General features: G+C 42.8%; 17 protein-coding genes. 16 read left to right on the forward strand and 1 reads right to left on the reverse strand.

Annotation, left to right across the window (positions count from 1 at the left end; translation table 11 throughout):
* Nucleotides 1-93 precede the first annotated feature (93 nt).
* From CLV38_RS04320 to CLV38_RS04355, 8 genes are all read left to right on the forward strand, one after another.
* The gene (locus CLV38_RS04320) at nt 94-570 is read left to right on the forward strand and encodes a GNAT family N-acetyltransferase (protein WP_106192010.1); all 477 of its coding nucleotides are present in this window, start codon (nt 94-96) and stop codon (nt 568-570) included.
* Nucleotides 571-1,196: 626 nt separating this feature from the next.
* Nucleotides 1,197-2,390, forward strand: coding sequence for a hypothetical protein (locus tag CLV38_RS04325; protein WP_106192013.1), 1,194 nt, complete (start codon nt 1,197-1,199; stop codon nt 2,388-2,390).
* Nucleotides 2,391-2,403: 13 nt separating this feature from the next.
* A complete protein-coding gene (locus CLV38_RS04330) occupies nt 2,404-3,597 on the forward strand; it encodes a hypothetical protein (RefSeq protein ID WP_106192016.1) in 1,194 nt (397 codons plus the stop codon).
* Complete coding sequence (locus CLV38_RS04335; RefSeq protein WP_106192019.1) at nt 3,594-4,538, forward strand: ABC transporter ATP-binding protein; 945 nt, start codon at nt 3,594-3,596, stop codon at nt 4,536-4,538. The genes CLV38_RS04330 and CLV38_RS04335 overlap by 4 nt, the downstream gene beginning before the upstream one ends.
* A complete protein-coding gene (locus tag CLV38_RS04340) occupies nt 4,519-5,430 on the forward strand; it encodes a hypothetical protein (RefSeq protein ID WP_106192021.1) in 912 nt (303 codons plus the stop codon). Before CLV38_RS04335 ends, CLV38_RS04340 begins: the two co-directional genes overlap by 20 nt.
* 12 nt (nt 5,431-5,442) lie before the next feature.
* Nucleotides 5,443-6,138, forward strand: coding sequence for a hypothetical protein (locus CLV38_RS04345; protein WP_106192024.1), 696 nt, complete (start codon nt 5,443-5,445; stop codon nt 6,136-6,138).
* Nucleotides 6,139-6,168: 30 nt separating this feature from the next.
* Nucleotides 6,169-6,861 carry a hypothetical protein gene (locus CLV38_RS04350; protein ID WP_106192027.1) on the forward strand — a complete coding sequence of 231 codons (693 nt, stop codon included), beginning with the start codon at nt 6,169-6,171 and terminating at the stop codon, nt 6,859-6,861.
* 97 nt (nt 6,862-6,958) lie between these two features.
* On the forward strand, nt 6,959-7,285 hold the full coding sequence (locus tag CLV38_RS04355; protein WP_106192029.1) for a hypothetical protein: 327 nt from the start codon (nt 6,959-6,961) through the stop codon (nt 7,283-7,285).
* Nucleotides 7,286-7,710: 425 nt separating this feature from the next.
* On the opposite strand, the gene CLV38_RS04360 is transcribed toward CLV38_RS04355, so the two are convergent.
* Nucleotides 7,711-9,942, reverse strand: a complete 2,232-nt coding sequence (locus tag CLV38_RS04360) for a S8 family peptidase (RefSeq protein ID WP_106192032.1) — start codon at nt 9,940-9,942, stop codon at nt 7,711-7,713.
* 284 nt (nt 9,943-10,226) lie between these two features.
* On the opposite strand from CLV38_RS04360, the gene CLV38_RS04365 reads away from it, so the two are divergent.
* The 8 genes from CLV38_RS04365 to CLV38_RS04405 all read left to right on the forward strand — a co-directional run bounded on the left by CLV38_RS04365 (nt 10,227) and on the right by CLV38_RS04405 (nt 22,646).
* Complete coding sequence (locus CLV38_RS04365) at nt 10,227-11,510, forward strand: TIGR02679 domain-containing protein (protein WP_170068811.1); 1,284 nt, start codon at nt 10,227-10,229, stop codon at nt 11,508-11,510.
* 22 nt (nt 11,511-11,532) lie between these two features.
* Nucleotides 11,533-13,581, forward strand: coding sequence for a beta-galactosidase (locus tag CLV38_RS04370; RefSeq protein ID WP_106192037.1), 2,049 nt, complete (start codon nt 11,533-11,535; stop codon nt 13,579-13,581).
* A gap of 178 nt (nt 13,582-13,759) precedes the next feature.
* Nucleotides 13,760-14,737 (forward strand): LacI family DNA-binding transcriptional regulator, encoded by a 978-nt coding sequence (locus CLV38_RS04375; protein WP_106192039.1) that lies wholly within the window; start codon nt 13,760-13,762, stop codon nt 14,735-14,737.
* 167 nt (nt 14,738-14,904) lie between these two features.
* Entirely contained in the window at nt 14,905-15,543 is a 639-nt protein-coding gene (locus CLV38_RS04380) for a hypothetical protein (protein ID WP_106192042.1), read from the forward strand.
* A 31-nt stretch (nt 15,544-15,574) separates the two neighbouring features.
* The gene (locus tag CLV38_RS04385) at nt 15,575-16,258 is read left to right on the forward strand and encodes a hypothetical protein (protein WP_106192045.1); all 684 of its coding nucleotides are present in this window, start codon (nt 15,575-15,577) and stop codon (nt 16,256-16,258) included.
* A 161-nt stretch (nt 16,259-16,419) separates the two neighbouring features.
* Nucleotides 16,420-17,550: an iron-containing alcohol dehydrogenase family protein gene (locus CLV38_RS04390; protein WP_106192047.1), complete on the forward strand. Its 1,131-nt coding sequence runs from the start codon at nt 16,420-16,422 to the stop codon at nt 17,548-17,550.
* 913 nt (nt 17,551-18,463) lie between these two features.
* A complete protein-coding gene (locus CLV38_RS04400) occupies nt 18,464-20,338 on the forward strand; it encodes a glycoside hydrolase family 13 protein (RefSeq protein ID WP_106192053.1) in 1,875 nt (624 codons plus the stop codon).
* 37 nt (nt 20,339-20,375) lie between these two features.
* A complete protein-coding gene (locus CLV38_RS04405) occupies nt 20,376-22,646 on the forward strand; it encodes a glycoside hydrolase family 65 protein (protein WP_106192056.1) in 2,271 nt (756 codons plus the stop codon).
* Nucleotides 22,647-22,891: the final 245 nt, after the last annotated feature.

The following is a 22,891-nucleotide window of genomic DNA, read 5'->3' on the forward strand; positions in this document are numbered from 1 at the left end:
TAATAGGAGAATCATTTCTAATGTCATGTGCTTAATCAGATTTAGATTTGACTGACATTAAAAGGCAATAATAGCTATACGGGGGGAGTATTGATGGTGAAACTGCGAAAAATCGAAGAAAGAGATAATCAGATTCTCGGGAAAATCGTCCAGACCTGTCTTGAACAAGAGGGATTAAAAATGCCCGGCACAGCCTATTATGATCCGTATTTATTTTCACTTTACGGCTACTATCAGAAAGCGGACAGACAGTTCTGGGTCCTGGAAAAGGACGGCACAGTCATAGGGGGAGTAGGTGTCGGTCCGTTTGGCGTATCTGACGAAGTGGGAGAAATTCAGAAATTGTATATTCTAAAAGAAGAGCGCGGTAACGGCTACGCTCGTCTGTTAATGGAAGAAGCGATGGCATTTGGAAAAGAGCATTATGATGCTCTTTACATTGAGACCTTTGCGTCACTTTCAGATGCGAATATCTTGTATAAAAAGTACGGATTTGAAGAGTTGACCAAGCCACTGGATGGAACCGAACACAGTGCATGTGATACTTGGCTTCTGAAACGCTTTGATTAAGGCAAGGGCAGCTTTTTTCGTACGGATAAGGTCTCGTTCGGCAAAGTTAAGGATCTAAGAGGTCCGAGTTTGTCTTAGTGGTCGTAGCTTTAGCAGAGTCGGGCAATTATTTTCTGGAGTGAGCTGAAAAAGGCTAAACTTGAGCAAAGTGAACAGGGAAATTTGAGCGAGTGAGTTGAAGAGGAGAGCAGTTCGGTTAACTCAAACTGCTTCTAATGTCAGTATGCTAAAGCTTATGTATGTTTGGTCTAGTGAACATTTAAATCGAGCGGGTGTACCTAACCGTCGCCCCCTTAAGCAGACTCAGAAACTAAAACGATTGAGTAAACCAAAGTCCCATTCGCTTCAGCAAACTGCGCCAACCAGGAAGACCGAGTAAACACAATTAGAAGGAACAGACTCGCCCCAGACGAGTCTGAACACCTATAAAACACTATAAACCCAGGTCTCAGGACCTGGGTTTTCATAACTGATTATATTTAATAAACAATCAGTTATTAAATACTTGAAGATTTTATGAATCTTAATGTTTATTAGAGAAAAATGATAAATTCACTTTTTTTATGATTTTTGTATGATAAACTGATTTAAATAGTACAAATTTGAAGAGTAAAGGATCTGGATGTATGTATAAGCAAGTAGTTGGTGAAACATGGAAATACATGTGGCGAAATAAGAAAAATCGCCTGGTGATGATGTTATGTGTGGGGATGGTTTTAATACATAGTCTGCTTATTTTACCCCATATGCCCGCTTTTGATGAAGTCGATATTGATCAGCTCCAAAGAGAGATATCCTCTAATCGTCAGACGTTTGAGGATCAACTGGAATCAGGTCAGACTCTCAGCTCTTTGTTTACGGGGACAAGTGCTTATCAGGTCGCTCGAAATGACTATGTCAGTCAGCGGGAACTCCTGAGTGCACTGAACACGGGAGATGCCAGACGTTACCTGGAGATAGGGTACCGCCCTATAGAGGAAAATACCGCATTAGAACCCGAGGGATTCAATCTAGCCATATTAGGTAGTGAGAAAGAAGAACCTTTTCGTCCAATGAAAAATCAGATTTACATAAACCAAGTTGATCCACTTAACTTTCATCATATTCATGAACGAACCAGTCTGCAACAATTCCACCTTTTCCTTATTGGGTGGGGACCGTATCTGCTGATTTTTCTCCTGCTCTTTATGATCAGTGATGTTGTGACTAAAGATCGTAAACTGACGACCCAGAAAATCGGGGTTTCACAAAACTGGTTCGGTTATTTATTTGTCCAGTCAGTGGCAGCACTCGGTTTTGTTGCGTTATTTTTAGCTGGGCTGACCACCCTGTTTTATCTGGTCAATGGCATACAATACGGATTTGGATTCGGATCCCTTCCGGCTGGCTTCTTTGAAGTCGCTGCAGAAGGCGAACCGTTCCATCATTCCTTAATGACTACGATGCCTTTATCGACATTCTTTACAAGGGCATTGCCATTTGCGGTTCTTCTATTATACGGCTTTACACGTCTGAACACCTTATTCAGTCTGATACTGAAGCAGGACGTCGTGGTTCTGATTGCTTCCACATTCACCCTTCTGTTCTCACTGCTTTATTATGGAGACGAAACCACAGAACTGCTGGGAATCGACTTGAGCTGGTTCCCGCAAACGTATTTCCACTTTGGCGATTTTGTAACGGGCTACACGGAGGCTAATATTCAGGCACCCATTCCTTACACCAGAGGACTGATCGTGTTAGGGGTTACTATAGTCGTAATCGAAGCAGTGACTTATCTGATGACAAAAATTAATACGAGACAAAAATTCTTAGCATAGGAGGCGAGTTAACATGAAGAAACTGATTAAATGGAATGGCAAACTGATGCTTCGCGACTGGAAGACTCGCCTGCTGCTGATTGGATTTTTCGTCTTTCTCGGATCGTTTTCACTGCTTTACAGACAGCAGAATGTGACGCTGCCGGAAGTTCAGTTAAGATCTGAATACAGTGATGCGCATCAGATTTTCCGTATGATCCCCGACTCGCATTTTGAAGGAGAGGTCGGTCAGGAAGTTCAGTTGAGACTGGGACGTAACTCGACCCTCATTGGCTTGAACCGATATATCCTCTCTCAAAGAGAAGGCAATACAATCGACGGTTGGGAAGAAGTCGTGTCCGATTATTTGAATAATGGACGGGAAATGGCTGAAAACAATCTCTTTTTACATGAAGCCACCGAATTCGAGTCATATGAATTACTTCAGTCTGTTTATTTGCCCTCGGTAGCTGAAACGCAGCAGGAGCTGGCATTTTACAATGCACTGGAAGACTATGGTCTGGATATCGAATGGAACCCGTATGCTTCCTCACAAATATTGGAGCAGCAATTGGAGCTCTTCATCACGACCATCTTATTTATTGTCATTGCACTCCTTGCGGGTGATCACTTCACGAAAGAGCAGATGAAGAATTACAGCGTGACCCAGGGGATTCCCATTCCCATCAAACGACAGTGGCGCATTCGCAGTTCGCTCCTCTGGGCTATGACCTGGGGCGTTGCATTGATTGGTCTGCTTTGCAGTTATCTGATTTCGCTGGTGTTTGAAACAACCGGCAGTTTGAACTACCCTTCAGATATTTACATTAATCAGACGGTCTCTTATATTCCGCTTTGGCAGTACGCTTTGCTGCTTTTAGGTATGGGGATGATCGTCAGCTATCTGTTCCTGCTGATCATAACAGGATTGAGCTGGATGATTCGAAATGTTTACCTGACCTTGTTTGTAACTGCTGGACTAGTCATGTTTTACACGATCTGGCAGTTTTTCACACCGGTCACGGGATGGCAGCCCTCGTTTTATACAAATATAGTAGGAGTTGTAACAGGCTCATCTGCGGCTCAATATCAGTTGCCAGGCATTGAATTCTGGCGGCTTCCTCTGATAGGGGTAGGCGTTTGGCTGATGCTTGAAGGCGTGTTCCACTACATCTTCAGTTTCATTCCAACACAGACACTGGGACTAAAAAGGAGAGAGTCTAAATGACATTAACAATCAGCAATTTGACCGTAGCTTACGGAGATAGAGTCGTACTGGACGACATTTCATTTACAATAGAAGATGGACAGATCATTGGACTCGTAGCACCGAATGGAACGGGAAAAACCACGATGTTCAATGCGATCATGCGGTTTATACCTGTGAAGTCTGGACAAATCGAAGTCAATGAGACAGCTTATTCAGCGAAAGACAAAGACGTGCTGGCCTTACATAAGCTGATTACTTTTTTCCCAAATCAGGCTGATCTGCACGAAAACTTTTCCGGAACAGAACACATCGAGATGTACGCGGATATGTGGGCCGGGAAGCGGGATGAGGTAAAAGCCATCATTAAACGTCTGGACATGGCTGATTATGTCGACCGGAAAGTCAGTACTTACTCGTTAGGCATGCGCCAGCGCTTATGTTTCGCTATGGTGGTTGCCGCAGATACACCTGTCATGTTTATGGATGAAGTCATGAACGGACTGGATCCGGAAAATGTGTCACTGGTTTCCGATATACTCATCGACTTGAGAAATGACGGAAAAATCGTCATGGTCGCTTCGCATTTACTGGATAACCTGGACGAATATGCGGACAGAGTCTTTTTCCTTAAAGATAAAAAACTCGACTTTGTCTTTGACCACCATCAGGACAAAATGGATTACTTTAAAGTCATGTGTACTAAGAAACAAGCAAAAGTGCTGGAAGAATCGGTCACATTGCCGGAAGAATCGATGCATCTTGGAAACAGTATGCTCTGCATTCCGCTGCTGTCTTTATCTGAGAAAGAACAATTAGCCCTTTATCATCTGATTCGACAACTGAAAACAGGTGCGCTGACTGTCGGACCGCTCGGCACATCAGAATATTACTCTCATCTATACGGGCTGGAACTGCACTCATACGACAGGGGGCACGACGATGCTAAAACACCGGTTTAAACAGATAAGCAAAGTGACTGGACTGAGCTTTACCCTGATCCTTTTATCCGGATGTGCCAGCTATACAGGGTTCCGTGCACCGCGGTATGACGGACAGGCAATTGAACAGGATGAGGAAGCGATCCAACTGTATCAGGCCCATTCTCAGATTGATGAAGAAGATGAAGCGCTCTATGTAAGATACCCATTAAGTGCGTCATTATGGGAACCGTCGCTTGAGTTTTCAGATAACGAGCCTGTAGAATTGAATGAGGGCAGCTACATCGTAGGAGAAGACCTTCCTGAAGGACGTGTAATCTTGCAGAGTGAATCAAGCGATTTCAGCCCAGACCGCTGGATCATCCATACCGCCAATGTGATGATCACAGATGGGGAGGAGGCAGTCGTGTTTGAACAGCATTTCCAGGACGATGTCGGTGTGATGCAGGCAGTGGTCGATTTAAGAGAAGGCCAGACGATTACAGTGACAGGAAATGATCCGATTCTGTTTGTCAGCTATACGGACGACTCAACTGCAGCATCAGAACCGTTACTAGAAGAAACGGAGACAATCACCCTTTTAGCCGGTCATTACGAAGTCGGAAATCAGATCGAGGCAGGAGAATATACGATAGAAGGCGTCATCAGCCCACGGTCATCTGAACTCTATATTTTTTCAGGTGAGTCAGACCAGAACATCATTGAGTTGCATTCACGTTTGAACCCCTATCATCTCGTCAGTGAAGAAGACAATCAGGAGTTACTGACTTTAAGGCAGATTACGCCTGATATGTTTGAAATGAACGAACTGAACCGTGAACGATTTGAAGAAACGAAACCGACCCTTATTTTAACTGAAGGAGACACCTTATATCTGCCAATGGTTAATCAGCTGATTTTGGATAAAAACTGAGAGGAGACCCTCATGTATGCATTTTGGTTGGAAGCAGAACGTTTTTACACATTCACGATGCCTATTATTGTGATCATCTTATTAACCCTGGCTTTTGGATATGTGTTTGTGGTGTCCTATACTGAAAAAGGGCACAAGTCCAGACGACTGATGACGGGTGGCTTTAGCTTGATGATGGTTTTCAGTCTGGGTTATTTTATCTATGGGCACAACGAATATAGTTACTGGGTCGAACAGAACGATCACATTCATCCAGGAATCCGTAAACACACTTATATTTTGGGAATTCAGACAGATGAAGATGAGCAGCTTGTTCAGGCTTTTCAGCGGGCATCTTCTGTTCAGAGAAACTTAACAGAGCTGGATATGTATGAAGCTGAAAAAGTAGTGCAGGTTTTCAATTACAATTACCTAGGCTCACGGGATGAGACGCATTACTTCTCATTTGGTGAAGACGACCAGTATGCCTTCAGGATCCGAACCGACATTAACTGGACGGATGATACGCGTGAAATACAAGGCTGGCAGTTCCAGCTTACCGATGAGCGGTTTGAAACGATCGGCTTTACCGGACAATTCAATACTTTTTTTGACTCCTTATATTTACCAGTGGATGAACAAAGAGAATTGCAGGATTTGACTGGGTTTCAAATGGTGTCAACAGAGGATATCTTCAGCGGCTGGACATTCGGGAGTCAGCAGTTTTAAAAAATCCATTATAATATTTAGGAGGGTCAAATGTTTGAAGAATGGATGGCGGCAGAACGCTTTTACACTTTTTTCATACCGCTTGTAGTCATATTCATGGTGCTGTTCGTCAGTGTGTATATTTTTGTCCTCATTTACACTGAGAAGGGAACGAAAGCTAGCAAAATCGGAAACCGCATTTTTTTCAGTCTGCTTATATTGGCTGTAGCATATAGTGCAGTCGGTCATCTGACTCACCGCGGCTGGTTGAGCCAAAATGAGTATATTCATCCTGGGGTCAGAGATCGGGCGACTATATTAGGACTTGAAACAACGGAAGATCCCGCAATCGTTAACGCCTACAGACGATCGGCTACTCTCGGGGAGAATCTGACTGCTCTGGATATGTATGAAAGTGCACGAGTGACACGCGGGTTTCCCTACGACTATATAGGCTCTCGAGATAATCAGCATTATTTTACATACGGTGAGACTGACGAATTTATTATTAGAATGGATGGAGAGGTTAACTGGTCTGAAGATGAAAACAGACTTATAGGAAATGAGTATCGTTTGACGGATGAGCGTTTTTTGGATATTGGATTCTATAACGAGCATCAGGTCATATTTGAAGTGCTCCATTTGACCGAAGAAGAGAAAGAGGTCGAGACAGATATGACACAATCTCCCGAATCGGTGACGAATATGATTGGGGGCTGGTTGTTTGGACGTCAGTTTTATTGAACTGAGGGACTTTGCATGACCGGTATTTAAAAAGATTGTATTTTCGTTGGCACCCTTGTAGAATATAAGGTGTAAACGAATTAAAGGAGACTATAAAATGGAATTAGAAATATTTACGCAGTTTAGATTGGTGTTCGGCATTATATTAGTTATTTTGGCACTGTTCCTGATTCTTTCTCTTCTTCCAAAAGGCAGAGACTCTATCGTTACATTCTTCTCAGTACTCGCTATTTCCATTACGCATTTAGTCATTGGGACAGCTTTGCTGGTCGTAGAAAACGCATTTCTCGAAGACTTTACCCTGGACGGTGATTCCCTGACGCTTTACATGTTCATAGGGATAGTTGTACTGGCTATTTTAAACCCAATCGTTTACAAATTAAGAAACAAAACCAGAAGACGCAGCACGTATTCTTATAAATAGAATAGGAAAGAAGCGCTGATCAACTCACTTTAATGAGCTGATCAGCGCTTCTTTTGTATTTACCGAAATGCATTTGGTTAACATCAACTCGGTGCTGCATCATTTTGAGTAAATGGCTATCAGTAACGTTAGATGCTACTCGTTTAGAAGTGCTGCTGAGTTAAAGATTGTCAGTTGTTTTATAGTCTGCTCATTTTTTGGCTGCTGACGAGTTAAAGATAGTGGCGACGACAGCTTTCAACTCGGTGATTTTTTTTGGTGAGTAGGGGATAGTCGTAGTCACAAAGTGCAGCTCGCTCAAGTGATCACATCGAGCTGCAGACTAAATGGTTTTTAGCCCCCATCTCAGTTTCCAAGAACAGCTGAGCATGAAGTTAAAGTATAAAAAGGAAAAATCCTCGTCCGGAGACGAGGATTCTCTTAATTTATTGTTTTGATTTACCGCCGAAGAAGTAAAATCCTCCACCGACTGAGGTTAGAATCACGACTGCTCCGACTAATACGACGGGCAGTTCACCGTCTGACTGTCCGAAGGAGGAGCTTGTTGTATCGGAAGAATCGGTCTCATCCTCTTCTTCAAGCGTCGTTTCTTCATCAGGAAGTAGATCTTCTACATCTTCCGGTTCACTGTCTTCTGATCCGCTTAAAATGGCTGAGGCCAGTTCATTTGGATTAAAAACAGCAAAGGTGCCAACTGACGCTGTATTTGCGACAACTCCACCGTTCGTGTACGTTTCACCTGACAGCACCCACTCTTCTTGGGCCGCATTCCACTGGTAGAGGCTGTCCTGATTCAGTTCAGGTTCATCTGTAAAGAATCGATAGGCCATTTCTTCAGGGAAAGCCGTAATCATTTCACCGTCTTGTTCAATTGAGAAATCGATCAGATCACTTTTAGCAACCTCACTGTATTCCATAGGAGTATCAAGTGACTCAAAAGAAAGAAAAGCATTTCCTGCTTGGAAGTTGCCGGCAGGAATGACCCATTCCATGTCGAGACGGGCAATCAGTAATGTAATGTTGCGTTCTCTGATTAGATCGATCTGGTCAGACGTTAAGCTGACATTTTGAATATGGTTCAATGTTGAATCAAAAGAAATCGCGAGCACACCACTGTCAGCAACGGCTAAAATGTCATCGTCATCAATTGTGGCAATGCCATTTGTATCAGAGGGACGTATCCAGACGGTCGTTTGAAGAGGAGCTTGATCCTCTTCCTCTTCAGTATCATCGGGTTCACTGTCTTCGACCTGGTCATCCTCATCATCTGATTCGGCGTCCTCACCGTCAGTATCCTCTTGAGGTTCTTCGTTATCCGGTGCTTCTTCCGTTACATCATCCGGGGTCTGAAGGTCTTCTGTTTCATCAGACGCTGAGTCGTCTTCATCAACTGGTTCCTGAGGCTCCTCACCATTTTCTTCTAAACTGTCGTCTGGGGTTTCTTCAGGTGTTTCCTCATCCTCTTCGACTGGTTCGGGTTCTGGGACAACTTCTTCGAGGAAATGGACCAGGCCGTAGCCGTATAGCTCATCCCGGCCGTCTTGTCCCAGGTCTCGCGCTTTTTGAATCATACGGGCTCTAATTTGACCCGCAGTTTCATTAGGGTATTTCTGCATTAATAGTGCTGCTATACCGGCAACGTGTGGGGTCGCCTGAGATGTCCCGGACATTGTGGTGTAATCTCCAGGCTGATTGTTCAATCCAAGAATCGACCTGCCGGGTGCAGCCAGTTCATTTTGTTCAGCAATCATTGAATCTTCAACATGATGCTGATTCTGATCAACACTAGAAACAGCGATGACTTCTTCATAGGCAGCAGGGAAGTCGATTTCAGTTTTATTCTCAGTCATATTTCCACTTGCTGCAACAATCATGATCCCATTTCTGGAAGCTTGCTGAATCATTTCATAAATATCTTCACTATGACTGGGATAGCCTGAGCTGATGGTAATAATGTCCATGTCATTTTCGATAGCCCACTGCAGTCCTTCCATGAGACTGCTGGCATTTGTCCGGTTTCCTTCAGCTGAATGATAAATTTTAACACCAAACAAGTCTACTCCGGGAGCAACCCCCTGAGCACGTGTGTACTGATGAGCACCAATGATGCTGGAGACATGTGTTCCATGTCCATCATGGTCGTTATCCCAGCTGTCTGGGCCTTCTGTATGATCTTCACCAAAGATACTGTATCCACCGGCATAAGTGATTTCCTCATGATTGTAAAAGCCGGTATCAAGGACGGCTACGCGAATATTTTCTCCTGTATAGCCTTCTTCCCAGGCGTCAAATGTACCAATCATATCCTGGTTCCAGTCATCAGAATAGATAAACTCATTTTGACCGGATTGGGTCGTCGTCATTTCCTGATCATATGTGACACGTCTGACGTTTTCCATCTGGCTGATGTCTTTTATGGATGAAGCTGGGACAGTCATCAGTTGCACGGGCATCAGAGTCATCGTTCGAACATTTTTAAAGTCCGGATCCAAATCCTCTTCATCAGGCACCTCATCAAGATATCTTACAATGATATCTATGTACTCATCAGATAAATGACGGTCACTAGCAAAAGCACCGGTAGAAGGAATCAGAATACTCAACAGTAAAATGAGTGTACAAACAGTATTCCATGTGATCAACCATTTTTTATTCACTAAACGTTATCTCCTTTATTTATAACTAAATTAAACATAAGTGAGTTACTGAATTCACAACTGACATTTTCAGAAAAAGACTTATTTGATAGCTTTCTTTAGTAATATTTTAACATCATTAACCGTATCTTATCACAAGTGACGTGTAGAAGATGAGTTAAAGGTCTTATAAAAATCGGAAATGTGAGAGTCTTGTCACATTTTGTTAAAAAAATGCCGATATAATAATTTTAATGGTATTATGTAGGGGATATCAGCTGAAGGAAAGGTGTGACCTCATTAAAATGAGCGATTTAGAAAAAGCGATTCAATTTTTCCATTCTCAGCCGGGGATGGACAAACTATTCAGTTTATTCAGACAGGAACTACTTAAACACCGCAAAATTAAAGGGTACGTCAAACTAGAAACTTTTAACCCAGTGGAATTGGAATCAGTAGCGCACTTTTTTCAAGTCTCTATAGCGTCACTCAAAAATAAAGGACGAGTCGATCTGGAAGCATTCGACCGAAAACTGGACAGTCCACCATTCAACGGTCTTGATCTGACACAACTGCTTGAAGCTTATTTTGATGAAAAACTGCTGTCTCTGTCTACTAAAGAAGAGCGGAAGGGTTATCTTAAGAATCTGGAAGAAGAGTTTTCATTGCTTAAAGACTGGATAGCCTATCTGAGACGCAATACTCACGATACGAGATGGATTCAGGATCTGATTGAAGAATCCAGTCACCAGTTTGAGCAGTACGTGCTGTACTTGTCAGAAGGGATCCGACTGCTGCCGAGTCGCCCGATCAGGCTGTCTGTGTTCAGTCAGATTATTACTCTGGATGCTGACGCCTTTCAACCTTCTCAGCCTTTAGGCAAATTGTGGCTGCATGTGTTATCCGAAACGAAACGCCTCCATGCTATCGAACCGATCACCTTGCCCGGTTCAAAACGGGCCGAAGACAAGCTGCTTCAGGATTTCAATCTTTTTAGAGAAGATATATCAGACGCTGTGACAGTCGTGAACTGCTACGCAGAGACTCAGAAAGGTTATCATGCGATGTGGGAAGCGGCCGTTCATACAAGGAGCGTCTTGACAGTGCCGCTGAGAGAAGTCATTAAACTGACGGCTGTCTATCCAGCTCATCAGAAAGGCATCGTCTGGGTGATTGACAATCCGGAGCTGTTTACGCGCATATTAGATGAAGTGCCCTCGATTCCGATGATTTGCCCTAGAGAGAAGTGGGACTGTGCAACGTGGGAAGTGTTTGACCGCATTGAAGAGAGTGGATTTGAACTGCGCTTTGTCGGGGACTTCACACCGAAGAGTATTGTACGGGCTGAAGAGCTGCTTTTGCATTATCCAACCCAGTCCAGAACGTGGAAAATGGATATTCAAACCTATTTAAACGCACGAGATCTGACCGATTATCTAAGGGACGCAGACTGTAAGCTTTTGGACAAGCATCATCTAGATTACCTCGCCTGTCTGAAAGATGAAATGAAAGACCGCCGACAGCCTGGCTACCAGATGAATGTAGTGGATGATATCATTCATGACTTAAAACGATTTTACAGTAAATAACAAAGAGGAAAGGAAGAGTTTAATGAAACGACTTAATGTAACGAATGAAGACCGGTTACTGCACGGAGGCGATTATAACCCTGACCAGTGGCTGACCTATCCGGACGTGCTCGAAGAAGATGTCCAGTTAATGAAAAAGGCACACACCAATACGTTCTCAATCGGTATTTTCGCATGGGCAGCTTTGGAACCTGAAGAAGGAACCTATACGTTTGACTGGTTGGATAAGGTGATCGAGCGGATCGAGTCTATTGGCGGTCGCTTTATATTAGCAACACCAAGTGGAGCAAGACCGGCATGGATGTCAAAAAATCATCCGGAAGTTCTGCGGGTAGATTCTGAAAGACGCAAGCAGCTTCACGGTGCTCGTCACAATCACTGCTTTTCTTCGCCTTATTACCGTAAAAAAACGCAGGAAATGAATGCAAAACTGGCAGAACGTTACGGCAAGCATCCGGCACTTTTGATGTGGCATATATCCAATGAATTTGGGGGAGAGTGTCACTGTGACTTATGTCAGGATAACTTCCGAAGCTGGTTGAAAGATAAATATAATCATAACCTGGATGAACTGAATCACGCATGGTGGGGCCCGTTTTGGAGTCACACAATTACTGAGTGGGAACAGATTGAATCACCTTCTCCAATTGGGGAGAGTGCCGTTCATGGCATGAACCTGGACTGGCGCCGATTTGTGTCGCACCAGACCATTGATTTTTACAAAAACGAGATTGTGCCATTAAGAGAACAGACACCTGAAGTACCGATCACGACTAATTTCATGTCGGACAATCCTGAGTTTGTGCCGTTTACAGCATTGGACTACAGTGCGTTCGCGAAAGAAGTCGACGTCATCAGCTGGGATGCTTACCCTGCCTGGCATAATGATCAGGAAGATACGGCGACATTGGCTTCAAGGGTTGCTTTCTTGAATGATCATTTCTACAACATGAAACACAAGCCATTTTTACTGATGGAATCAACTCCAAGTCTGGTCAACTGGCATGACGTTAATAAAGCAAAACGACCGGGGATGCATTATTTATCATCTATGCAGATGCTGGCGCATGGGTCAGACAGCATTCTGTATTTCCAGTGGCGTAAATCACGAGGATCGTCAGAAAAATTCCATGGTGCAGTTGTCGATCATGATCGGTCGAGTGACAATCGCGTCTTTAAAGAAGTGGCTCGATTAGGAAAAGCAATGGAAGACATTTCCAAAAACGTCGTCGGCTATCAAAGACAAGCTGAAGTCGGTATTTTATATGATGTCGAAAGTGACTGGGCTTTGAAAGATACACAGGGGTTCGGGCTGAAAACGAAACAGTACGGTGAGACGCTTCAGAAACACTACCAGGCATTCTGGGAGCGAAATATTGCTGTGGATGTGCTGTCTAAAGAAGACACGTTTGATTCGTATAAAATTCTGCTCGTTCCTATGCTCTACATGATGTCAGAGCAAACTGTCAAGAAGCTGGAACAGTTTGTTAAAAATGGCGGCACACTCGTCGCTACCTACATCACTGGACTGGTCAACGAATCAGACTTGACCTATATGGGCGGATGGTATAAACCGCTGAAAGCCCTCTTTGGAATTGAACCGACAGAAACAGATACGTTTTACCCATCAGACCGCAACGCTGTCCTCTATAATGGCAAGTCTTATGAGGTAAGAGATTACGCGACTTTACTTGATGTGAACGAAGCCGAGACGCTGGGCACATATGAGGCAGATTTTTACAAAAATACCTCAGCGGTGACTAAGCATACCTATTATAATGGACAGACCTTCTACATTGGTGCACGCATGGAAGATGATTTCCACCGTGACTTTTACGGTGAACTGATTGATTCGCTGGGTCTGACAGCTCCTCTTGATGCAACACACAATCGAGGCGTTTCCATTCAGGCAAGAGAAGCTGAAGGCAGACAGACAATCTTTATTATGAACTTTACTGAAGAAAGTCAGCCTGTTTTACTTCTGGAAACAGTTAAAGATGTTCAGTCAGGTGAAACAGTTGCAGGAGCGTTGGAGCTCGCTCCTTATGAAGTAAGAATTGTAGAGAAATAATGTGAAAATGAGTTTTTTAAGTGACGTTTTTAACTGAAGAGTTAATTGATGTAGACATTTAGTGTATGATAAAAATGCACACAATTTTTTATTGAGAGTGTGTGCAGTCAAGTCCTTTATTCTTGTTATCATAAAAGAGTAAACAAGTGCAATAAGGGAGATAGAAAGGAGAGAGCGTTTGGTTACATTAAGCGACGTTGCTAAGAAAGCAAATGTTTCCAAAATGACTGTTTCTCGTGTCATCAATCACCCGGAAAAAGTAACCGATGAGTTGAAACTGCTAGTGTATGAAGCGATGCAGGAGTTGAATTACCGTCCTAACGCAGCGGCTAAAGCATTAGCGAACAATCGGACTCAAATTATTAAATTACTGATACTGGAAGAGATGGACACTACAGAACCGTACTACATGTTCTTATTAACAGGCATTGCGAATGAATTGGACAAACATGCATATAGTTTACAGCTATTGACTCACAGAAATATTCAAATCGGCGAATCGGATGGGTATATCGTCTGTGGCATGCGTGAAAAAGATAAAGAGCTGGTTGAAACGCTCACGAAACCGACTGTTATTTTTGGTCAGAACAGTTTTGGGATTGACTTTGTAGACAGCAATAATGAAAGCAGTATGGAGCGGGCAACCGAATACGCTATCGAAAATGGGTATGAAAAAATCGTGTATATTGGTATCGATGTCGATGAGCCTTTCGCCCATTCTAGGGAAAAAGGGTATGCAAAAGTGATGGATAAACATGGCTTTGAAACATGTGTGTATCGTCTTGAAAACCGCTCCAGGTATTCAGCGGCCTTCATTAAAGAGAATTGGGAACAATTTCCTAAGAACACTTTATTTCTGTGTGCCTCCGACCGTTTAGGTTTGGGCGTGATCCGTGAAATCAAAGAACGGGGATATGACATCCCTAATGACTACGGGGTCATCGGGCATGACGGGGTCTTTCTGGACCAGATTGCCTATCCGCATTTGACCACGTTGAAGCAGTCCATTGCAGAAATGGGCGCGGCTTGTGCACGGATGGTATTGAACAAAGTAAAGGAAAACGGCGAGCCCCAGGGGAATCTCCTGTTTGAAACAGAACTGAAACTGGGCGGGACTACCCGGAATAATGACTCCACCGAAACAATCGAGAAGTGAATAAAACAAGTAAAAGGCTAAACTGATCAGGTAATGATTGGTTTAGTTTTTTTGATGTGAATTCAATTTTGAAATAAAAGTTGAGGGTACCTTCTTTTATGGCGTTAAATAATGTATGATAAATTAAACTAAATAAGATGAGACTGTTCTCATAAAAGGGGAATAAAATGAACAAAAAGCAAATCATTCCGCTAATAGGTCTGATATCATTGATGGGTGCTTGCAGTAACGGGAATGAAGCTGCGTCTCCCAATACCATTGCAGAAGCTGAACTGACTGAGCGAGAAGAATATATGTTGTTCGCAACTTCTGATCAATCATTTGTATACGATTTTAATTTGGGCAATGACAGTAAAGAAGCATCCATCTGGATTGAAAAATACGAGTTTGGTGAATTAGTTGAGTCTCATCTTTCTCGAATGTGGACAGACGTCGAAGGCAGTGGATTTATCCTTTTTACATTCTCTGATACACATATAAATCCAAGAGAAAAAGCCATCAACATGGGCGTGTATGGAGAATCTGGCGGTGGTGGAGGGACTTCAATAGATGAAATAATCGGCGAGGAAGCAGATACTGAAATGACGACTTGGGCAAGTGTTGTTACTGATGAGACGGATATTCCAGAAGGAGAGATTCTATTAGGCAGCTATTCTATTTCAATGGAAGGTAATAGCATGCAGTCACTCTCGCCAGAATTTTATGAAGACATCGAAGGGAACCTTGAAGAAATTGAAGACTATGCGGCCGTCTATATTTTTAAAGCGGAATTTAATGAGGTAGATGACAGCAATCAGGATGACTAGCTGTGGATGGGGAAAAATTTTGGAGGGTATTATGAAAAGATTAAGTTTGGGTTTAACGGTAGCTATACTACATAGTGCATGTGCAAATGAAGTGACTGATGAGAACGAGAGTGACACTGCAGGAACGAGTGAGGAAGAGACTCAAACAAACACTATCGCGGAATCTCAGCTTACTGAGAGAGAAGAAGCTATCCTTCAGGGAGTACACAATCAATCATTGATATTCGATTATACTGTAGACAGCAGTTACGATACGGGTGCTGTCTGGATCGAAAAGTATGAATTCGGAGAACAGACTGAATGGGATATAATGCACGTTTCAATGGAAATAACTGGCAGTGACAGTGGCTATATAGTGTTTACTCCTGCTGAATTATATGGTACTGAGGATCAGCTTTTATTGACTGTTGGAATCAGTACTGGGACGAGTTCTCACTATGGGACGACATCAGATTCACTACCAGACCTGGGGACTGAAACTGACGAGGATGGATTTTCTGAAAACACGATTTGGGGAACATCATCTAACCAGACCATTGACCTGACAAGTGGTGAAATTATTCTGGGAAGTCTCATCGCAGCTAGTATGGATGACGGATTAAGCACATTATCTAGTGGTTTTTATACTGACGCGGAAGAGAATAGAGAGGAAATTGAGGAATACGAGGCAATATATCTGATCAAAGCTGAGTTTACTAAGGAAAGTGAAGAGTAACTAATTGAAAGAGGGGGCTGATGCTTAATAATCAGTCCTTATTTAGTATTAGTAAGTAGCAGTATTGACTTGAGCCTAAGCAATTGTTAGACTGTTCTCTATATTAAAATGAGATTAGAAATGAAGTATTAGATTAAAAGTAAATTTGAGGAGGAAGACGTTTGAATGAGCAGTTAACCGTCAGACCGGGTCCGGAAGCTTACAGGTGTAACCCGGGTATTATTGAAGTTTTAAAGGACTATCTGATCGATAGAGCATTCAAACGTGTGCTGATCGTTCACGGGAAAACGTCCTGGGAAAAGGTGGAATCTAAAGTCAGTCTCATTTTAAATGAAGCTGATTTAAAGCAGATTGAAGAGGTCACATTCGAAGGTGAATGCAGCTACGAAGAAGTTGCCCGCCTTAAAAAAATAGCTGAAACTGTAAAAGCCGATGTTGTTATAGGGATTGGTGGCGGTAAAATTATGGATACAGTAAAATACGTAGCGGCAGAAGTGCCCTCCCTGCATTCAATTCTTATCCCGACTCTTGCGAGTAACTGTGCGCCGTGGACCTCCTTAAGTGTAATGTATTCGATCGATGGAGAATTTATACGCTATGACTTCCACCACCGCCAGGCATCACTCCTTCTGGTGGATACTGAGATTATTCTGGATTCGCCTGTGAGGTATTTTGCAGCTGGAATTGGGGACACGCTGGCTAAATGGTATGAATCAGAACCTAACCTTTCTTTACCAGGAAATGATTCTGCGGCGTTGATGATTGCACGTTCAGTGGCAGCCATGTGTAAAGACACAATTGAAAAATACGGGGTTCAGTCAGTAAAAGATGCGGAGAATAGGAACCTTACTAACGCATATACTAAAATTGTCGAAACCATTATTATGACGGGCGGACTGGTCGGTGGATTTGGAGATGAACTGGCGCGTACAACTGCAGCGCATGCGATTCATGATGGATTGACTTTCTTTCCCTCTGTGCATCACTTGCTACACGGCGAAAAGGTAGCCTATGGCGTAATGGTTCAATTGGTTTTGAATAACAAAGTAGACGAGATATCGTCAGTTGCAGAATTGTTCCAGTCCTTACATCTTCCGGTGTGTCTTGAAGACCTTGGTTTGGACACAACTGTTGAGTTGTATGAAAAACTCGCTTGGCTTTCGATTGAGCATGATCCAGGGATCCATAATCTGCCATACCCTATTTCGGAGGGCATTTTAGCTGAAGCGATCAGGCAGAACGAATACCATATAAAAAGGTGGAAAATGAGTCTTTCACATTTGAATAGTTGATGCATTTTCTATAAACTTAATTCAGCACAAAAATTAAAGGTTCTATGACCCACATCAATTATTATAGAACCAAATTAAATAGGCTTAACCTGAGAAGGTCTATCAATCATTTGAGAGACTACATTTCTCGGGTTTTTTGTATTTTAGCTGATGCTCAGATTAAATAAGATTTGATGTGATAACTTAAGCAAACGCGAAGTCCTTAAAAGCTTGAGCTGTATGAAGGGGATTCCCTTCAGTCCACTCGGCTATCAGCAAGTGTGAGTATGCCAAAGAAGGTGGAAGTTAGGCAAACTCCAGACAGGAAAAAGCTTGAGCTGTATGAAGGAGATTCCCCTTCAGTCCACTCGTCTAGCAGGAAGTGTGAGTATGCCAAAGAAGGTGGGAGTTAAGTAAACTCCAGACAGAAAAAGCTTGAGCTGTATGAAGGGGGACCCCCTTCAGTCCACTCGTCTAGCAGGAAGTGTGAGTATGCCAAAGAAGGTGGAAGTTAAGCAAACTCCAGACAGAAAAAGCTTGAGCTGTATGAAGGGGATTCCCCTTCAGTCCACTCGGCTAACCGCAAGTGTGAGTATGCCAAAGAAGGTGGAAGTTAAGCAAACTCCAAAGAGAAAAAGCTTGAGCTGTATGAAGGGGATTCCCCTTCAGTCCACTCGTCTAAAAGGCGAGTTTGAACTTTGATAATTTGCTTTATGGTCCCAGTAGTATACTGTCAGTCAGGAAAATCGATTGATGAGTTGATTTTTCAACTTAGGAGAGAAATTGTTAATCCTTATTTTTCTGTTACCGATAACACTTTAAAAGCGCTTGTTTATTTTACTGGGAGTGCTAGAATCAAATTGAAACCGCTTCATGAAAACAAAGACTAATCACCTATTTTTACTAAACCGTTATTAAGGAAGGGGACATCATTATGGACACAGCAGCAATTTATCACCGTGCCGAGAGCGAGTATGCTTATTTATATGAACGGGGACACTATCATATTCGAATCCGTACAAAAGCAAAAGACGTTCAAAGCGTTGAACTGATCAGTGGAGATCCTTATGCACTGGATCATGAAAAATGGTTTTTAAAAGGAAAAGAAATGAAGAAAATAGCCTCAACCAATATGCATGACTACTGGATGATCGACACCCACGAGCCGACAAAACGTATGGCGTATGGATTTAGAGTTATTGGAAAAGATGGAATTGAAATCTTTTATTCTGATCAGGGCGTGTATCCATTCGAGGAAACATTCTTAAGTCAGATGAACTTCTACTTCCGTGTACCGTATATTCATGAAATAGATGCATTCCGGGCACCGCAATGGGCAACCGAAACAATCTGGTATCAGATTTTCCCTGAACGATTTGCGAATGGGAACCCCTCAAATGATCCTGAAGGGACTCTACCATGGGGAAGCAGAGAGCATCCGTCACGTGATGATTTTTATGGAGGAGACCTCCAAGGCGTATTAGACCATATGGATTACCTGGAAGATCTGGGCATCAATGGCATTTATTTTACGCCGATTTTCAAGGCTCACTCTAACCATAAATACGACACGATCGATTATAAAGAAGTCGATCCAGATTTTGGAGACAAAAAATTATTCAAAAAAGTAGTAGATGAAGCACATAAACGGGGCTTCCGTGTGATGATCGATGCTGTATTTAATCATGTTGGGATTCATTCGCCTCAGTGGCTGGATGTCCTTAAAAATCAGGAAAACTCTATTTACAAAGACTGGTTCTACATTCACTCATTCCCAGTGGATGATGTCGCTGGATTAAGTACAGAAGCACTGGAAAATGTGGGCCGTGTAAACTATGACACGTTTGCGTTTACTGGACATATGCCGAAACTGAATACAGCCAATCCGGATGTGCAGGAGTATCTTCTGGATATTGCCACCTACTGGATCAAAGAGTTCGACATTGATGCATGGCGTCTGGACGTTGCCAATGAAGTGGATCACTACTTCTGGAAACGATTCTTTAAAGAAACCACAGCGATAAAAGAAGATTTATATATATTGGGAGAAATTTGGCATTCATCTCAAAACTGGTTAAACGGGGACGAATTCCATGCGGTTATGAACTATGCCTTTACAGATACGATCGAAAACTACTTCTTCAAGAAGTTTTTGTCACCTACACGCATGGTCTCAGGATTGAACACGCAGTTGATGCTGTATCGTCAGCAGACCACAGAAGTAATGTTCAACTTACTGGATTCTCATGATACACCACGTGTGCTGTCAAAAGCAGGAAATGACAAAAATTTAGTGAAGTCTGCGATGGCCTTTTTATATGCCCAGCCTGGAGCACCCTGTCTGTACTACGGAACAGAAGTAGGCATGGACGGATTAATGGATCCTGATTGCCGTAAATGCATGATCTGGGATGAAGACAAGCAGGACCAGGATATGCTGGCTTTCACAAAAGAACTGATTAAATTCCGTAAAATGTATTCCGATATCCTGATTACCGGCGATACTGAGTGGCATGACGTGAGAGATGATGAACAATTCTTAGGGTTCAAGAGAAAACTGGGAAATAGAGAATTATTTTTCTTCTTTAATCAGGATGAAGAAGAAGCGTTCATCCCACTCATTCCTAGAGGCGCGAAAAAAGTATTCAGTTTGAACGACGTGGCCGATAACGATGAAACGCTGCTGTCTCAAAACGGATTCTCCATCTTTTACTACGAAGATGAAGAGGAAGAACGAAAAGAACGACTGGTGAAAAAACGCGACCGTGCTAAAAAACGCAAAGTATTACTGGAAGCGATCAAAAAGTAAACTCAATACCCACTATTTCAGTTAGGACGTGTAAGTTATGGAAAGAATTGCAAAAGTAGATCCGTGGAAGGTCATATCCACTGACGTAAATGAAAAGAAGCGGGTGCAGGAAAGTTTAACCTCAATCGGGAACGGCTATATGGGTCTGCGAGGAAATTTTGAAGAAGGATTTTCTGGAGACACTCATATCGGCACGTACCTAGCTGGTGTCTGGTACCCGGACAAAACGCGAGTTGGCTGGTGGAAAATAGGCTATCCTGACTATTTCGGAAAAGTCATCAATGCGACTAATTTCATACCAGTAACGATTCGTGTAAATGGTCATCAAGTCGACCTGGCTGTCGATGACATCAGAGATTACTATCTGGAACTGGATATGAAAGAAGGCATTCTGAACCGGTCGTTCGTCTGGATGAAAGATGGACTGGAAATTGCCTTTACATTCTCACGATTCGTCAGTGTCGCCACTAAAGAACTGGCTGTCATTAAAGTGTCTGTTGAGGTTTTAACGGGTCAAGCAGAACTTGAACTGACGGCGCTTCTAGATGGGGACGTTGAGAATGAAGACAGTAATTATGATGAAACATTCTGGCTGGAAAGAAACAGAGGATTGAGTCCTTACCCTTATCTGACAACTAAAACGGTAGAGAATAACTTTGGAACAGATCGCTTTACCGTAACCATGATGATGGCGAACCAAGTGGAAAATCTGACATCTGACTCTTCAAATGAGTCAGAGATGAAAGTGGAAGAAACGGTTAAAGCATCTGTTTCAGCAGGCGACAAAGTCTCACTGACAAAAATCGTATCAGTAGTTTCCAGTCGTGACATAGAAGAGTCTGATCAAGTCGAAGCTGCAGAAGCATTGCTTAATGCGGCAGTAGAAAAAGGCTATGACCAGTTAAGAGAGGCACACGTCGCTGAATGGGCGAACCGCTGGGACAAAGCGGATGTCGTGATCGAAGGCGATGAAGCCAGCCAGCAGGGGGTCCGGTTTAATATTTTCCAGCTGTTCTCGACTTATTATGGAGAAGATCCAAGATTAAATGTTGGACCTAAAGGCTTTACAGGCGAAAAATATGGAGGCGCAACTTACTGGGATACTGAGTCCTGTATTTTGCCGATGTACTTGTCTACGACAGATGAGGAAGTATCAAAACAGCTATTGGTCTATCGCCATAACCAGCTGGAACAGGCGCACACCAACGCTCAGAAACAGGGACTTGAAGGTGCTCTTTACCCAATGGTGACGTTCACTGGAATCGAGTGCCACAATGAATGGGAAATCACATTTGAAGAGATCCACCGAAATGGTGCCATAGCACACGCGATTTATAACTATTCGTCTTACTTTGGCGATGAGTCGTACTTACTGGATAAAGGGCTAGATGTCCTGGTCGGTATTTCTAGATTCTGGGCAGACCGTGTTCATTATTCTCAGCGCAATAAGCAGTATATGATTCATGGCGTCACCGGACCCAATGAATATGAAAACAACATCAATAATAACTGGTACACCAATACAATGGCTGCCTGGACGTTAAGGTACACTCTCGAATCTCTGGAAAAAGCGTCTGCTGAGAAAAAAGGAAATCTAGGCGTTAGTACGGAAGAATCAGAAAAGTGGCATGATATTGTCAAGCATATGTATTTCCCGAAAGACGAAGAGCTGGATGTCTATGTTCAACATGACTCTTTCCTGGATAAAGACTTGCAGCCTGTCACATCGCTTAAACCAGAAGAGCGTCCAATCAACCAGAACTGGTCGTGGGATAAAATTTTACGTTCGCCTTTCATCAAACAGGCAGATGTCCTGCAGGGGATGTATTTTCTGAATCATGAGTTCAGCCAGGAAGAAAAAGAGAAAAACTTTGACTTCTACGAACCAATGACTGTTCACGAATCATCCTTATCTCCACTTGTTCATTCGATTTTAGCATCTGAATTAGGCAAAAAAGAAAAAGCATTCGAAATGTATGAACGCACAGCCAGATTAGATCTGGACAATTATAATAATGATACCGAAGATGGTCTTCACATTACCTCTATGAGTGGAGGATGGTTATCGATCGTTCAAGGATTTGCCGGTATGCGGACGTTAGAAGGGCATTTATCTTTTGACCCATACTGTCCGACTCAATGGGACGGCTACCAGTTCAAACTGAAATACAGAGGTCGTCTGATTAAAGTGAATGTAACAGCTAAAGAAGTAGAATTCACGTTGGAAGAAGGTCAGGATCTGACCTTCACCTTATATGGCAAAGAAGTCACGCTTAAAGACGCCCTGACAAACTCAATAGAAAAATAAATGAAGGGGAAGAATTTCTTCCCCTCTTTTTTAGGAAAAAGATGAACCAAAAAGCTTATAAGCCCCTTTTTAAAGACATTTTTCTCTGAAAAATGATCCATATAATCTTTCAACTGCCTAACTTCCCAACTCGTGAGAAATGTCAATTTGAGGTAGCCATACAACGGACGGAAGTACCAATGTAGTCGCTATTATCCGACGGACGGAAAATAGGTCATTCTGAAAAACGAAAACAATAAAAAACA

The sequence above is a fragment of the Alkalibacterium olivapovliticus genome (assembly GCF_003003275.1).
In the GTDB taxonomy this organism is placed as follows: Bacteria; Bacillota; Bacilli; order Lactobacillales; family Carnobacteriaceae_A; genus Alkalibacterium; species Alkalibacterium olivapovliticum.